This is a genomic window from Marinobacter algicola DG893, from assembly GCF_000170835.1.
In the GTDB taxonomy this organism is placed as follows: Bacteria; Pseudomonadota; Gammaproteobacteria; order Pseudomonadales; family Oleiphilaceae; genus Marinobacter; species Marinobacter algicola.
Map to the genome: position 1 here is coordinate 53,311 of NZ_ABCP01000010.1, position 13,111 is coordinate 66,421.

Here is a 13,111-nt window from a genome sequence, read left to right on the forward strand (position 1 = left end):
CGCCGGCGTGGACAGCGCCGACGGACAATCACTGATCACGAAAACAAAAAGGCCGGCTTGATGAATACTTCCGAAAAGAATGTGGTTCTACGGCTTAGTGAGCATAAGAAGGGCGCATCGAATCCCTGACGGCTATCTGTCAAATTGCATGGGCGTAGCCATGTTCCATCACAGTATTTTATCAGACCGGCGCGCATCTCTTACCGCTAGAAAAATCGGCACACCAATCTGCGAGAACAGCGCCAGGACCCAAAGCCCGTTGCTGACAATCGACGGTACGAGGGGGTGAACGGCTAGCACAACCAGCGCCATGACAATGCCGAACAGCCTCAGACCGGCGCTGTGGTAGTTGTCGGTGGCATCAGCCACAGTTCGACGCAGCGCCCATAGCGAAGCTAAAAAAACCGCAAGGCCGACAGAGCCAAGCGCGGCGTAGCCGGGCGGATAAGGCTCCCACAGGCCGACGTAGACTTCTCCGGCCAGCGCAACGCCAATCGTCACCGCACTCCACAAAATCACGATGTGAGCAAACCAGTATCTCAGCAGCACGGCACTGGTGCGGCTCTTCGGTTTTTCATTGCCGGCGCAGTCGAAATAAGTCCAGGCCAGCGCGAAGAGGGACAAGCCGCCCATGGTCACATTGAACAGCGTACCCGCGCTGACGCTGTAGACGCCCTTCTCGGCCAGCGTGACCACCAGCTTAAAGAAGCCTTCACCCAGCAAGATCAACATCAGAAGGCCGAAGCGCTCCGAGATGTGTCCGAGTTGAGGCACAAAGCGTTCGAAGCGGAGCGTGCCCACGCGCGGCAGCATGTACTGCAGCTGGATTGCTGCCACGCCGGCGGCAAAGACCCAGTAGGCGACCGGTGTGGGCAAAAAAGCCGACAGCGCGAACACCCCGGCCAATACGAAAAAATTCCGCGCCTGTTCCTGCGCCAGCGCATTGGTCGCGTTGTCGGTACAGCGCGCCCGCCAATAAAGATAGGCCGTCAGCGCCCGATTCAACGCATAGGCCAGCGCGAAATACGTCCAGCCTTCACCGCCCACGTCAGGAATCGCCGCCGCGACGGTCATCATCGTGACAATCTTAAGTGCCATCGCCACGCGATGCGGCATGTCCGTGGAGATATACAGCGAGTTATAGACCGAGCTGTCTGCCCAGGCATAGAAAATCGCCAGGAACAGTCCCGTAAACACCCAGAATCCTTGCCACCCCAGATGATGGGACAGGTAATTCCCCAGAATGAAAATTGTCACTACATGGACCAGATCGAAGAAAAGTTCCACCCAGTGCACGCGGTCGTGGGTTTCATCGACATCCATGTAATGGCGCGGTCGCCGCCAGAGAAGATCGCTAACTACCATACACTACGCCTTTTTCTTATTGTTCTGGCGGTGAATTATGCGCCCGCCAGGTCGATCGGTCTATCGTGCTACTCGCCGGGCCGCCACCGTGGCGGCAAGTATTAGCGCAGTCACAGCCACCATTAGATTCTCGGCCGCACTGTCCTCACTGATCAGTGCAGCCTGCATACCCGCGCCGAGTGATGCGCAGTTTACCGGTGAGTAGAGAAACCCCGCTCTTGATCTCCTCAACCAGTAGCGCTGCCAACCTCCTCTCGTCAACGATCTCGTAGTAAGCCCGGCTGATGCCAAATCGATAGAGATTCGCAGCAAGTCAGGCCACTATAGCTCACTACGCAAAGCGAACATTCAGGCGGAGCGCAAAACCACAGTCACTTGTTATAGCTGACATTGATTCCGAGAGAGCTCTCGATCTTCCGCATAGCCTCATAGATTCTTTCTTGTTCGTCAGCCCGCTCTTCTTTGCCAGTCCGAACACAATTTCCTATTTGATTAATGCTCTTGGCAGCATCCAAGACTTTATCTGATGATGGTAAGCCATACAGGCCTGATAACCGTGAGTAATAGATGATGGCCTGCCTTTTCTAGAGTAACTCGGACGCTAGAACGAAAAGTTCATTTTCTGTCGACTCACTTCCCTCGGCAGAGATCATCTCGCCCTGGTTGCGAAGAAAGAACTGAGTGAACCTTCCCAAAAGATGACGGAATTCAAGGATAGGCTCGATGATGAACTTGATGATTATCTGGCCAAGGACATAAACAGAATCGCCTGCCACTACTGTTCCAAACACCGCACTCATAAGATCCCTCTTCTATAACGCCCAAGCTCAGCCGCGGGCTTGCCGGAGCGAAGCGGAGGCAAGACCGTCGGCTGGAGCGCCTTGTTGGGCTTCACTACCCAGGTAGCTTTGCTGCCAGAACGTCAACTTTCTCGATGGACGGCGGCGTGGAGAAAAGCTCTCCGGCCTTAGCCATCAGAGCGGCAGCGACCTTGCCGGTAAGGTGAGCTTGACGGCCCGCCTCATCGGGGAAAGCATCAAAGATGCCGAACGTGGATGGCCCAAGGCGAATGCCGAACCACGCGGTGGTGGCCGGCTCCGCCTGAACGAGTGGAAGGCCATCGAGCAGGAACTGCTCAACTTCCTTCTCCTTCCCAGGCTTCGCTTCCAAACGGACGAACAACGCTACTTTGACCATGATTCACCTCCTTTGGTTATGGACGCACCACTATACGCCTCATTCTTGTGACGCCCAACAGCTAATTCAACGACAAATGTAGTGGTTCAATGATTCCGGACACCAACGTAGGTGGTAAGATCGCCACCATAAACGAGGTGTCTGATGACCAGAAAGCGACGTTCTTTTTCTCCTGAGTTCAAACAGGAAGCAGCCAGCATGGTGCTGGATCTATACGCTCGCCGGGTTGTTGGCTGGGCCATGTCGTCCAGTCCGGATGCGGACCTGGTTGTAAAAGCTCTGGATCACGCCTGGGAACAGCGTGGTCGTCCAGAGAAAGTCATGTTCCACTCGGATCAGGGAAGTCAGTACGCCAGTCGAAAGTTCCGTCAGAGGCTCTGGCGCTATCGAATGACACAAAGCATGAGCCGGCGCGGCAACTGCTGGGACAATGCACCGATGGAAAGGCTATTCCGGAGCCTGAAATCGGAATGGATACCGGCCCTGGGTTACCGAAATCTGCCTGATGCCCAAAAGGATGTTGGGAGCTACTTGATGGACTACTACAACCGGCAGCGACCTCATGCATTCAACGGTGGCATTTCACCCGTTGCGGCTGAGGAAAACCTTAAAATACTGTCCGGGATTAGTTGACCACTACATCGCCAACCGCTGTTGACGGCTTACTGATCGAGCTTGCGCGACAAAAAATCGCGTTCCACCGTCAGTCGACCGATCTCGCGGTAAAGCTCGTCTGTGCTGGGCTCATCGGATTGCTTGCCGGCCTTCCTCTTGCCTTCGAAGAGATCGGGAGCGTTCTCCAGCAGCTCGCGCTTCCAGGTACTGACCATGGTGGGGTGAATCTGGAAACGGGCGGCAATTTCGGATGTGGTCTGGTCGCCCTTGAGGGCGGCCAGAGCGACCTTGGACTTGAACGATGGGCTGTATTGCTTGCGTTTCTTGCTCATGATTCTCCTCCTTGTGGAGATGATGAATCAGAGCTTAGGTACCTGTCCAAAATTTGGGGTCCACTTCAACTGCCACTATCGACTACCCGCAGAAAGACGCGGATTGCATGGATTAATCCCGATTCAAGAGTCTTACCCATCATCCGACCTTCTTGATAAGCTTTAATACCTCGCGAAAACCTGGGTTCTCGCAATCGTCCAGCCATTCGAACAACGCCATTTCATGGGTAACGATACTGGCGCCAGCCTGGGCTAGGCGGGTCATGGCGGTAGCATGGTCATCCTTACGGCGAGAGCCGCTTGCGCTGGTCACTACCCAAACCTGCTTGCCTGATCGCAATAACCCCAACGCCGTTTGCAACATGCACACGTGAGCCTCGCAGCCAGCGATAACTACTTGGTTCCGCCCGGCGCTTTCGCCGTTGAGGGCGTCCAACAGCCCATCCTTGCATGCATCGAAGTGCATCTTTGTAATGGTGCGAGCGCATTCAGAACCAATCTGCTCCATATTTGGCCCGAGGCCGGAGGGGTTTTGCTCAGTTCCGAATACCGGAATACTGAGCACACGTGCGGCTTTGGCGAGCAGTGTCGCATTCACCGTCACCCGATTGGAATCATAAATCGCCGGCATCAAGCGGGCCTGATAATCCACCAACACCAGGACACTCTGTTCAGCATGCATCTTATCCATCCTAATCTCCCAAGACAGATTCAGCTCGACTGACCAATTGCTGAAGATACCTGTTGAACAGAATCGCAGAATCCTGCCTGAACATGCGAATACGACCTGTGTGGCTTAACACAAGCAGACCAACACTGTGCGCAAAGAGTGCAGTGACTTCTTCCAAAGCCTGCTGAGCCGGCATGCCAAGCTCTTGAAGAGCATTCTGCGTGGGCTGTAAGGCATCACGCAATCGGGCGTTGAGTACTTCGTTCAGTTCCGGCGTAAGGCCCCTGGGCTTCATTCCCTGGAAAAGATAGAAACCCAGATCAAGATCGTGCGGGTTCTCGTGATAGAACTCGAAAAATGCTCTGGCTGCGGCCTGCAGGCAGTCCACTGTCAGTGTATACATTGCCCTCGCTTCCTGGACTCTTTCATTCAGGCGTTCAAGTGACTCCCCCAGAAGCGCGCCGTACAACTCCTCTTTGTTGGAAAAATAGCTGTAAATGGCGCCGGGCGAATAACCGGCTCTGTGCGCAATTTCTCGGATACTGGCCTTTTCCATCCCGAGCTCGAAAAACGCGCTTCTCGCAGCGTTGAGTATGATCTCTCTTCGGGCGTCAGTCAGAGTTTGATTCCTGAGTTGTCGTGGGTTTTCCAATGTTATGCACTCCTATGTCGAATTTGGCAGGACGACAAATACTCCTTACTGACTCAGTATAAACGTTGACAACTATAATGAACACTGTTCAATATATTAAAGAATCGTTCAAGGAGATGATTATGAAAGCTCAAAAAGAAACTACCCCCCCTACCAAAGTTAAGCTGATGTCAGGCGACGACTACCGGGAGTCGCTAAGGAAATACAACCCAAAAGTCTTTGTCGATGGACGGCAAGTTGCCAGTGTTGTAGACGAGCCCGCTTTTCGGCCAGGCATCAATGCGCTGGCCTTCACCTACGACTATGCTCTTCAGCCTGAACTCGAGCCGATCGCACTGGCAACCCAATCCAACCGGAATCGTGTCGTCAGCCGCATGCTGCACGTAAATGAATCGTCGGGGGATTTGTTAAACAAACTTGAAGCGGTGCGGGTTCTATGCCAAGAAACAGGATGCGCACAGCGCTATTTGGCTCACGACGCTCTTAATGGTGTTGCGCAGGCCGTTGCCCGAATTGATGATGCAAAAGGCACGACCAAGCATAGGGACCGGTTCAATGCGTATCTAGCCCATGCTCAAGACGAAGACCTATCGATTGGCGTGGCGATGACGGATGCCAAAGGTGACCGAAGCAAGAAGCCCCACCAGCAGGCCAATCCAGACACCTATGTCCACATCGTCGAGAAAAACGGCAAGGGCATCGTAATAAGTGGTACGAAAGCCATCGTGACTGGCGGGCCGTACATGCATGAACTCCTCGTCATGCCGGGACGAGACATGGGGGTCGAGGACAAAATCTTTGCTGTCTGTTGCGCCGTCCGCGTGGATGACCCGGGTATCACGATCGTGTCGCGTCCGGCAGGACGTCCCGGAGAGAAGCTCGAGCATGGCGATGCCCTATTCTCCCGGAAGTATGGCCAATCCACCGCTGTTGTAATGTTTGATCGCGTTTTTGTTCCCTGGGATCGAGTGTTCTACGCGGGCGATTGGGAGCACAGCAACGTACTGACCTACAGCTATGCCACTCATCATCGGCACAGTTGCATTGCGGCTAGGGCGGGATTCGGAGACCTGCTGATAGGCGCCGGTGCTCTCATGTGTGAAGCCAACGGTCTTAATCCCGGCAGTAAAAGCAACTTGCGGGAGCAAATGGTGGAGCTTATCAAAATCACGGAAGGGTTCTTTGCCTGCGGGGTTTCTGCAAGCGTGTACGCCACCCAAGACCAATACAGTGGATCCTTTATGCCCGATCCGGTGTACAGCAACATCGGCAAACTACTATTAGCGACACAAATTTATGACATGCATCGCATTGCTCACGAAGTATCGGGTGGACTAATCGTGGCTTTACCTGGGCCGGATGAAGATCACAATCCGGCGACGGCCGCGAAGCTATCAGAGGTACTGCAAGCCAATCCCGACATCCCCTACGACAAACGCATTCAGACTGCACGGTTTATCGAAGATCTGACAGCATCCTATCAGGGCGGCTGGTACTCCGTGATCAGCCTGCATGGGGGCGGGTCACCGGCCGCTATGAAGCAGGAAATCTGGCGCAACTACCCTGTAGGTTCCAAAGTGGAACTAGTGGAACGCCTGCTGGAAAGGGGCGTCCTTCACGACGAAAACCGGCCAATCACCAAGAATCGCCAACCGGGACGTTGCTGCGATACCGGCTGCACGAAACCTGGACAGCCGATGATGATTCCTTTGAAAAAAGTTTGACTTTAACTCGCTTGATCCTCTGCTCAGAGGTGCCACAAGAAGGGCCGGTGGTTGTGACAGTACTGGCCCTTTTTGTCTGAGTCGGTGTCATCTCTCTTGATTATTACCTGATGGGTAAAGATGTTTTATCCAGAACTCTATTGTTGCAACGGCCGGTCAGCTCCACACTTTGTGCCAACATATTGACTTTGAAGGGGCTAATCCATGACGACGGATGAACTGAATAAAGCCCGCCTGGTAGGGTTGGTGATTCTTATCGTGCCGCCGCTATTTTGGGCCGGTAATTTCGTTGTGGGAAGGGCTGCGAGGGCCGACGTTCCGCCCATGATGCTCGCATTTGCTCGGCATTTTGTTGCGTTCGGATTTCTTCTTCCATTCGGGTGGGCAATACCTGCAACGGTATTGGGAAATACGCTGGCAGCTTCTCAGAACATCGTTCGCCGGCCTGGTAGCATTCAACCTGTTTACCTACACCGGCCTGCACTCGACTACCGCTTCCAACGCCCAGTTGCTCAACTCAACCATTCCCGTGCTGATCATGCTGTTCAGCGCTCTTTTCTATCGGCATCGATTAAGCCAATGGCAAATGACAGGCCTTTCGCTGTCATGTATCGGGGTAATGGTCATCATTCTTCGTGGTGAACTGGAACGGCTGGCCGCAATGCAGTTCTCCACAGGCGACCTGACCATTTTCGCGGGAATGTGTTCGTTTGCGCTGTTTTCAACTTGGCTCCGCTCTCTTCCTTCCGACCTGAATAGACTGGGACTTCTGGGTGCGCAGCTTGCAATTGCCGTAGTGGCACTATTTCCATTCCTTGTCGGAGAATACATTTCAGGGGCGCGGCCTAACTGGAATGCCACTGCCTTTGCAGCGATGCTCCACGTTGGTGTTGCTGCATCCCTCCTGGCCAACCTGTTTTACATGTTTGGTGTGGCCCGGGTTGGACCCGCGAAAGCAGGCATGTTTATCCTCCTTGTCCCGCTTTATGGTGCTTTCATGTCGGTGATCTTTCTGGGTGAAAGCCTTCACCTTTACCATGCGACGGGAATGGCCGCGATTATCGCCGGCCTGATATGTGCTCGTGTGGGAGATAGCGCAGTGGTAACCCAGAGGGCTCCGCTTAGATAGGTGCTAGATTTACAGTGTAATTTTTGAGGTCTGCTTGATTTTTTTGCATCGGGGGGATTACCACACCAACAACGATAAATTCGGCAACGCCAATCGCGAAGGCGGTTACCGACAGAGCCCAGACACCGGGATGCATTCGTTCACTTCAGCTCATATCCGCCCCGCTGCATAGAGTGCAATGATTTGATCGTCCTCCACCGTTGCGCCAGCAACACCAACCGCACCAACGATCTTTTCGTCCTCATCGTGCAACACCAGGCCACCACCAAAACTGATCAGCCCGCCGTTGGCATTCTCGATGGTGTAGATGGAGCCGCCTGGGTGGGCTTTCGCACCGAGTGCATTGCTGTCGGCACGAAAAAGCGCGGCGGTTCTAGCTTTCTTGGTGGCCACATCGATGGTGCCGGGGACGGCGTTTTCCATACGAACGAATCCTTTCAGGAGGCCTGAAGTGTCGGTAACCGCCACGCTGATGGCAAAGCCCTGCTCGGCCGCGCGCTCGCAGGCCCGGTTGATAACAGTTTGAACGTGAGTATCGGTGATTGAGTCGAACATAGTGCAGCTCCGTGATGTTTGTGAGCTGCTCATTATTCCGACAACCTGAACGCGGGATAAGGGGGTTGGCCTGTTTGCCGCCTATAGTTTGATAATGTCGAACATTTCCTTGAACACCTGTCTCGCTAATCGGTTCAGCGTCGGTTCATCAAGAATTTTTGAGGAGCCGGCAACCCCGAGTGCAGCTTCTACACGGCCGTGACGCCGCAGCGGGATCGCCAGGCAATTCAGACCGGGTTCGGCCTGCTCGAGATCCAGTGCGTAGCCTACTTCGACGATCTCTTTTAGTTCCGTTTCGAGTGCTGCGCCGACCTTGTCCGCGCGTCGCAGGCTGCGAAGCAAATCAGGATTAAAAGCCAGGAACACCTTGCCGATGGCTGAAGTCGTAAGCCCTTCCCGAAGGCCCCTGGGGCTGCCGAACCGCAGACTGCCGGCGCCTTCGATGGCATCCACATACAGATATTCCCTGGAACCGCAAGGCACGGCGAGATAACAGGTTTCGCCACACCGTTTGGCAAGACCCTCAAGAGCCGGCGCGAACCGTTCCTTGAGTTCCAAATCCTGATCAGCCAAGGGCTGGGCGATTTCACGGATCCTCAACCCTAGCCCGTAGCGTGTGCCACGCCGGGTAACGTATCCCATCGCAGCGAGGGTATTCAGCAGTCCATGCAGGGTACTTTTGTTGGGCCCCACCCTTTCGGCAAGATCAGTCAGCCGGGCCTCTCCGCCTTCGGCCGCCAGAGCCTCGAGTAACAACAACGCTCGTTCCACCGATTGGATACGCTTGTTTTCGTCGATCATGGTTTCTGTATTTTTTCAGACCACATGCGATTCGAAACCTGAAGCAGCAAATCCCGTATCCAGATATTCAGAGGGTCCTGCGATGAGCGCTGGTGCCACACGGCGATCACGTCGAACCCGGGGATCTCGGCATTCAGCTCAATCGGTTGCAACGAGTCGTCAGGCAGGAGTCGCGAAGGGATAAAGCCTACAAGATCAGTTTCAGAAATCGTTGCTTTGGCAGCCGTGAAGGTTGGCACCGAAAGCATGGCTTGGCGCGGATGCCCCTGGTCTTCAAACCAGCGATGGACGGCACCGGTAAAATCCCCTCGGGAGGGGGAAACCACCACCTGAGGCATGCTGGCGATCTCGGCAACCGACATAGTGCTGCGAACCGCCTCATTGGCCTTCCCTGCCACACAGACATAGCGCTCCGAATACAGGGTTAACGACGGATAACTCGGTGGCGCAAACTTCGGATTGGTCAACACCAGATCCACGCTGCCATCAAGCAGGTCATTTGCCATCTCATCAAGCTCAAGTTTTTTCACCGCCAGCCTCAGACCCGGCGCTTCCCTTCTCAGGCGCTGCATCAGAAAAGGCAGGATGGTTTTCTGCTCCAGGTCGGTGGAGCTGATGGTAATGGTCCGCGTCGTTGTTGCGGGATTGAACTCATCCTGCTCCAGCAACTCGCCAACGGCATTCAGGATGAGATCCAGCTTCGGCCCCAACGTTCGGGCATACGCCGTCGGAGTAACGCCATTGCCGCTGCGGATAAACAGGCGATCATTGAAGGTGGCGCGGAGCTTTTTCAGCTGGTCACTGACCGCCTGCTGGGTCACCCCGAGTTGATCCGCCACACGGGACAGGTTGCCTTCGCGAAGCAGGCACTGAAGCGTTCGTAACTGTTTAAGGTCTACCCGGTTTAAAGCATTCACTTGTATCTCTTACATCAAATCCTTGTTTCAAATCCTATCGGCTACTCCCTAAGCTGGCAAACCAAGAATCCAGCAACCCTACCCGCAAGGAGGAGCCATGTTCAGCATCAACTACGTCCAGCCCGTTGGCGGCCTCGAATACGACCAACGATACAAGGGTCCAGGTGCCTCCGAGCTCACTCAATCCGTCGACACCCGACACATTGACGTCACAGACATTCGCAACCAGGTCAACGACTTCAACCTGGACGACCAGGGCTTCGAGGCGGTCCGGGTCGCCTTTGATTTTGACGACTACCAGAATGACGACGCCATTCGCGAACATTTGTATCCGCAGGTGATCGAGTACCTCCGTGACCGACTCAAGGCCAGCGAGGTGCTGGTCTTTGACCACACTTATCGGTCAACCAGTCGTCAGGACCAAACCATCCATAACCGGGCGCCAGTGAAGACTGTTCACAACGACTACACCGAGAAGTCTGCGCTCCACCGCATGTTGGAAGAGACCGAGCAACGACCAGAGCTTCGCGACCGCCCTTACCGGTTGGTGAACCTGTGGATGCCTGTCGGCCATCGTGTCGAGGAATCCCCATTGGCTGTTCTGGACATCAATACCGTGGCTGCGGACGACTTCCATCGCATCAAACTGGTGTACCCCGATCGCATCGGTGAGATAGCCGGGATCTCCTACAACCCGGATCATCGCTGGTACTACCTGTCAGACATGGAACCGGGCGAGGCCCTGCTGCTGAAAGTCTTCGATTCACGTTCCCCCGCGGGCATATTTGGCACCCCACACACCGCGGCCGACCCCGTGAACACACCGGACAACGCCCGCAACAGAAACAGCCTGGAAGTGCGAGTCATCGCCTTTAGTTGAGGAAGCCATGAGCGAATTTCTTGTGTCATTGAATCCGTTGAATCAGGAGCCGGTCGGACAGGTGCCAATCACCTCCCGGTCCGAGCTGGCAGACATTGTGGGCCGGAGTCGGATCGCGCAGGCGAACTGGGGCCGGTTATCGCTGGAAGAGCGGGCAACCCGCCTGAGGGCTGCCTACCATGCGCTGGCGCCTGCTCAAAATCAACTCGCCCGACTGATCAGCCTGGAAATGGGCAAGGATGCACGACGCGCAACCTATGAGGTCGCCGGTACTGTAACGAATGCCCCCTATTTCATTGAGGAGGCCGCCGCTGCCCTGCAAACCGAACAAGGCGAAGGCCGCAGCCGTATCCAGTATCGGCCGCTTGGGGTTGTTGCTGTCATTTCACCCTGGAATTACCCATTAGCAATGGCCAACAACTTGCTGATCCCTGCCCTGATGGCGGGCAACAGCGTCATTCTGAAACCCTCGGAACACACGCCGCTGGTTGCCGATCTGTTCGTTCGCGCACTACAGGGTCATCTGCCCGAGCATCTGATTCAAATTGCCCACGGCCACGGAGACGTCGGTCAGGCGCTGGTGAAATCTGACATCAATATGATCGCCTTTACCGGGTCGATGGCCACCGGTCGCAGCATCATGGCGGACGCTGCCGAAGGCGTTAAACGCCTGGTCATGGAACTCGGTGGCAATGATCCCCTGATTGTCATGAAAGACGCCGATCTGTCGGCTGCTGCGCGATTTGCCGTTGCCAGCTCGTTCGAGAATGCCGGGCAAATGTGCACGGCAACCGAGCGAGTGTATGTAGACCGTACCGTTGCCGAGGAATTCAAACGCCAGGTGGTAGCGGCTGCATCGGCTTATCAGGTCGGCCCATGGGATCAACAGGGCGTCGACATAGGCCCGATCGCCAACACTACCCAGCATCAGCTTGTGCTGCGACATCTCAAGGATGCGGAGACAAAAGGCGCACGCTTTCTGCTCGGCAAGGCCGACTACCCAGCGCCATTTATTCAACCCACGGTTGTCGATGGCATGACCCCCGACATGCTCCTTGAGCGCGAAGAGACCTTTGGCCCGGTCGTTGCCATGGCTGAATTTGATGCCATCGAAGACGCCATCGCCCGTGCCAACGATTCCATCTACGGCCTGGGGGCGGTGGTCTTTGGCGGCCGGGGCGCCGCAGCCGTAGCTGACCAGCTGGAGGCCGGCATGGTGTCAGTCAACGGCGGGGCCGGCGGCAGCCCCTGGGTTGGCGCCAAACAGAGTGGCTTTGGCTTCCATGGCTCGGCCGCAGGCCATCGCCAATTCGCGCAAGTACGGGTCATGAACTTTTAAGAGGTGACTATGAAACAGCATCAGGAATCATTTTTCGTCGTTGCCCGCGAGCCGGGCGCAGAAAACCCGTCGCTACCGACTTGGGCAAATAGCGTGCCGAACCCAGCGAAACTGGACGAGAGCCGTGAGGCCTCGGCGGTGTCACGGCGGGAAATTCCGGAAGTGCCTGGAGCCTATCAGCTGCTCAATGTCTTTAGTCGCGAGGAGTGTTACCGCCTCATCGAACTGACCGAAAACCTGGGTTACCTGAAAGACGCGGCGGTCTCACTGCCTCGTGAAGTTCGCCACAACGACAACGTGACCTGGGTTGTGGATGAAGTGACCGATCGCCTGATCTGGCAGCGGGTGCGCGATGCCGTGGCCGACAACCTGGACCTCTTCGGCAACAAGCAGCCTCTGGGCATCAACCGGCGCTTCCGTTTCTATCGCTACCGCGAGGGAGATTTCTTCAAGTTTCACATCGACGGTGCCTGGCCCGGCTCCAGAGTTGTTGAGGACCGACTGATTGCGGATGCCTTCCCGGACCGGTTCAGCCAGATGACGTTCCTGATTTTGCTCAGCGACGACTTCGAGGGTGGTGAAACCCGCTTTCTCGTCGATGCAGACGACCCTACCAAACCGGCAAGGCGAAGCGACAACGTACGCGAGATCGATGTACGAACGCCGGCCGGCGGCGTTCTGTGCTTTCCCCACGGCCATCACCCCCTGCACTGCTTGCACAGTTCAGCGGAGATCACTTCGGGCACTAAATACATCATCCGTACCGACCTGCTGTTTGAACGCTAGCCGCGGGCGTGGTGGTCACCAAAGAATGCGAGATGCCAGTCAAACATCGGAATCACGCAGTGGCCAACATATGGATGTCTGCGAAGGTTTAGCGCAGGCTTCCAAATTGTACGTATCCAGAAGAGCAATCCGTTATGGCTTTGCATGAT

The 13,111-nt window shown here is 55.4% G+C and carries 14 protein-coding genes and 1 pseudogene; 6 read left to right on the forward strand and 9 right to left on the reverse strand.

The annotated features are described in order from the left end of the window. Nucleotides 1–168: 168 nt before the first annotated feature. From MDG893_RS09235 to MDG893_RS09245, 3 genes are all read right to left on the reverse strand, one after another. A complete protein-coding gene (locus tag MDG893_RS09235; RefSeq protein ID WP_007153500.1) occupies nt 169–1,365 on the reverse strand; it encodes a low temperature requirement protein A in 1,197 nt (398 codons plus the stop codon). A 584-nt stretch (nt 1,366–1,949) separates the two neighbouring features. Then, a complete protein-coding gene (locus MDG893_RS09240) occupies nt 1,950–2,165 on the reverse strand; it encodes a hypothetical protein (RefSeq protein ID WP_007153502.1) in 216 nt (71 codons plus the stop codon). Between the two features lie 94 nt (nt 2,166–2,259). After that, nucleotides 2,260–2,562 carry a putative quinol monooxygenase gene (locus tag MDG893_RS09245; RefSeq protein ID WP_007153503.1) on the reverse strand — a complete coding sequence of 101 codons (303 nt, stop codon included), beginning with the start codon at nt 2,560–2,562 and terminating at the stop codon, nt 2,260–2,262. Nucleotides 2,563–2,757: 195 nt separating this feature from the next. Here MDG893_RS09245 and MDG893_RS09250 point away from each other — a divergent pair. Further along, nucleotides 2,758–3,195 (forward strand): annotated as a pseudogene (locus MDG893_RS09250) (IS3 family transposase); the annotation flags it as partial. A gap of 29 nt (nt 3,196–3,224) precedes the next feature. Here the strand turns inward: MDG893_RS09250 and MDG893_RS09255 are convergent. From MDG893_RS09255 to MDG893_RS09265, 3 genes are all read right to left on the reverse strand, one after another. Beyond that, complete coding sequence (locus MDG893_RS09255) at nt 3,225–3,509, reverse strand: transposase (RefSeq protein ID WP_007153505.1); 285 nt, start codon at nt 3,507–3,509, stop codon at nt 3,225–3,227. Nucleotides 3,510–3,648: 139 nt separating this feature from the next. Continuing rightward, nucleotides 3,649–4,200 carry an isochorismatase family protein gene (locus MDG893_RS09260; RefSeq protein WP_007153506.1) on the reverse strand — a complete coding sequence of 184 codons (552 nt, stop codon included), beginning with the start codon at nt 4,198–4,200 and terminating at the stop codon, nt 3,649–3,651. Nucleotide 4,201: 1 nt separating this feature from the next. Continuing rightward, on the reverse strand, nt 4,202–4,831 hold the full coding sequence (locus tag MDG893_RS09265) for a TetR/AcrR family transcriptional regulator (RefSeq protein WP_040474463.1): 630 nt from the start codon (nt 4,829–4,831) through the stop codon (nt 4,202–4,204). A gap of 122 nt (nt 4,832–4,953) precedes the next feature. Here MDG893_RS09265 and MDG893_RS09270 point away from each other — a divergent pair, with 122 nt between their 5' ends. After that, entirely contained in the window at nt 4,954–6,555 is a 1,602-nt protein-coding gene (locus MDG893_RS09270; protein WP_050776487.1) for a 4-hydroxyphenylacetate 3-hydroxylase family protein, read from the forward strand. Nucleotides 6,556–6,892: 337 nt separating this feature from the next. After that, nucleotides 6,893–7,684 carry a DMT family transporter gene (locus MDG893_RS09275; protein ID WP_007153509.1) on the forward strand — a complete coding sequence of 264 codons (792 nt, stop codon included), beginning with the start codon at nt 6,893–6,895 and terminating at the stop codon, nt 7,682–7,684. 150 nt (nt 7,685–7,834) lie between these two features. On the opposite strand, the gene MDG893_RS09280 is transcribed toward MDG893_RS09275, so the two are convergent. The 3 genes from MDG893_RS09280 to MDG893_RS09290 form a co-directional block, all read right to left on the reverse strand. Next, nucleotides 7,835–8,239 carry a GlcG/HbpS family heme-binding protein gene (locus tag MDG893_RS09280; protein WP_007153510.1) on the reverse strand — a complete coding sequence of 135 codons (405 nt, stop codon included), beginning with the start codon at nt 8,237–8,239 and terminating at the stop codon, nt 7,835–7,837. Nucleotides 8,240–8,320: 81 nt separating this feature from the next. Continuing rightward, the gene (locus tag MDG893_RS09285) at nt 8,321–9,040 is read right to left on the reverse strand and encodes an IclR family transcriptional regulator (protein ID WP_007153511.1); all 720 of its coding nucleotides are present in this window, start codon (nt 9,038–9,040) and stop codon (nt 8,321–8,323) included. Next, on the reverse strand, nt 9,037–9,957 hold the full coding sequence (locus tag MDG893_RS09290; protein WP_007153512.1) for a LysR family transcriptional regulator: 921 nt from the start codon (nt 9,955–9,957) through the stop codon (nt 9,037–9,039). Before MDG893_RS09290 ends, MDG893_RS09285 begins: the two co-directional genes overlap by 4 nt. A gap of 97 nt (nt 9,958–10,054) precedes the next feature. Between MDG893_RS09290 and MDG893_RS09295 the strand changes: the two genes are divergently transcribed. From MDG893_RS09295 to MDG893_RS09305, 3 genes are read left to right on the forward strand one after another with little or no spacing between them, the layout of a single operon-like run. Further along, on the forward strand, nt 10,055–10,837 hold the full coding sequence (locus tag MDG893_RS09295; protein WP_007153513.1) for a CmcJ/NvfI family oxidoreductase: 783 nt from the start codon (nt 10,055–10,057) through the stop codon (nt 10,835–10,837). A gap of 7 nt (nt 10,838–10,844) precedes the next feature. Beyond that, nucleotides 10,845–12,176 carry an aldehyde dehydrogenase family protein gene (locus tag MDG893_RS09300; RefSeq protein WP_007153514.1) on the forward strand — a complete coding sequence of 444 codons (1,332 nt, stop codon included), beginning with the start codon at nt 10,845–10,847 and terminating at the stop codon, nt 12,174–12,176. 9 nt (nt 12,177–12,185) lie between these two features. After that, complete coding sequence (locus MDG893_RS09305; protein ID WP_007153515.1) at nt 12,186–12,962, forward strand: 2OG-Fe(II) oxygenase family protein; 777 nt, start codon at nt 12,186–12,188, stop codon at nt 12,960–12,962. Nucleotides 12,963–13,111: the final 149 nt, after the last annotated feature.

What these genes read in the sequence shown, in the direction of transcription:
- MDG893_RS09235 (WP_007153500.1), bottom strand. Translation starts at nt 1,365, where the DNA reads ATGGTAGTTAGCGATCTTCTCTGGCGGCGACCGCGCCATTACATGGAT.
- MDG893_RS09240 (WP_007153502.1), bottom strand. Translation starts at nt 2,165, where the DNA reads ATGAGTGCGGTGTTTGGAACAGTAGTGGCAGGCGATTCTGTTTATGTC.
- MDG893_RS09245 (WP_007153503.1), bottom strand. Translation starts at nt 2,562, where the DNA reads ATGGTCAAAGTAGCGTTGTTCGTCCGTTTGGAAGCGAAGCCTGGGAAG.
- MDG893_RS09255 (WP_007153505.1), bottom strand. Translation starts at nt 3,509, where the DNA reads ATGAGCAAGAAACGCAAGCAATACAGCCCATCGTTCAAGTCCAAGGTC.
- MDG893_RS09260 (WP_007153506.1), bottom strand. Translation starts at nt 4,200, where the DNA reads ATGGATAAGATGCATGCTGAACAGAGTGTCCTGGTGTTGGTGGATTAT.
- MDG893_RS09270 (WP_050776487.1), top strand. Translation starts at nt 4,954, where the DNA reads ATGAAAGCTCAAAAAGAAACTACCCCCCCTACCAAAGTTAAGCTGATG.
- MDG893_RS09280 (WP_007153510.1), bottom strand. Translation starts at nt 8,239, where the DNA reads ATGTTCGACTCAATCACCGATACTCACGTTCAAACTGTTATCAACCGG.
- MDG893_RS09285 (WP_007153511.1), bottom strand. Translation starts at nt 9,040, where the DNA reads ATGATCGACGAAAACAAGCGTATCCAATCGGTGGAACGAGCGTTGTTG.
- MDG893_RS09295 (WP_007153513.1), top strand. Translation starts at nt 10,055, where the DNA reads ATGTTCAGCATCAACTACGTCCAGCCCGTTGGCGGCCTCGAATACGAC.
- MDG893_RS09300 (WP_007153514.1), top strand. Translation starts at nt 10,845, where the DNA reads ATGAGCGAATTTCTTGTGTCATTGAATCCGTTGAATCAGGAGCCGGTC.
- MDG893_RS09305 (WP_007153515.1), top strand. Translation starts at nt 12,186, where the DNA reads ATGAAACAGCATCAGGAATCATTTTTCGTCGTTGCCCGCGAGCCGGGC.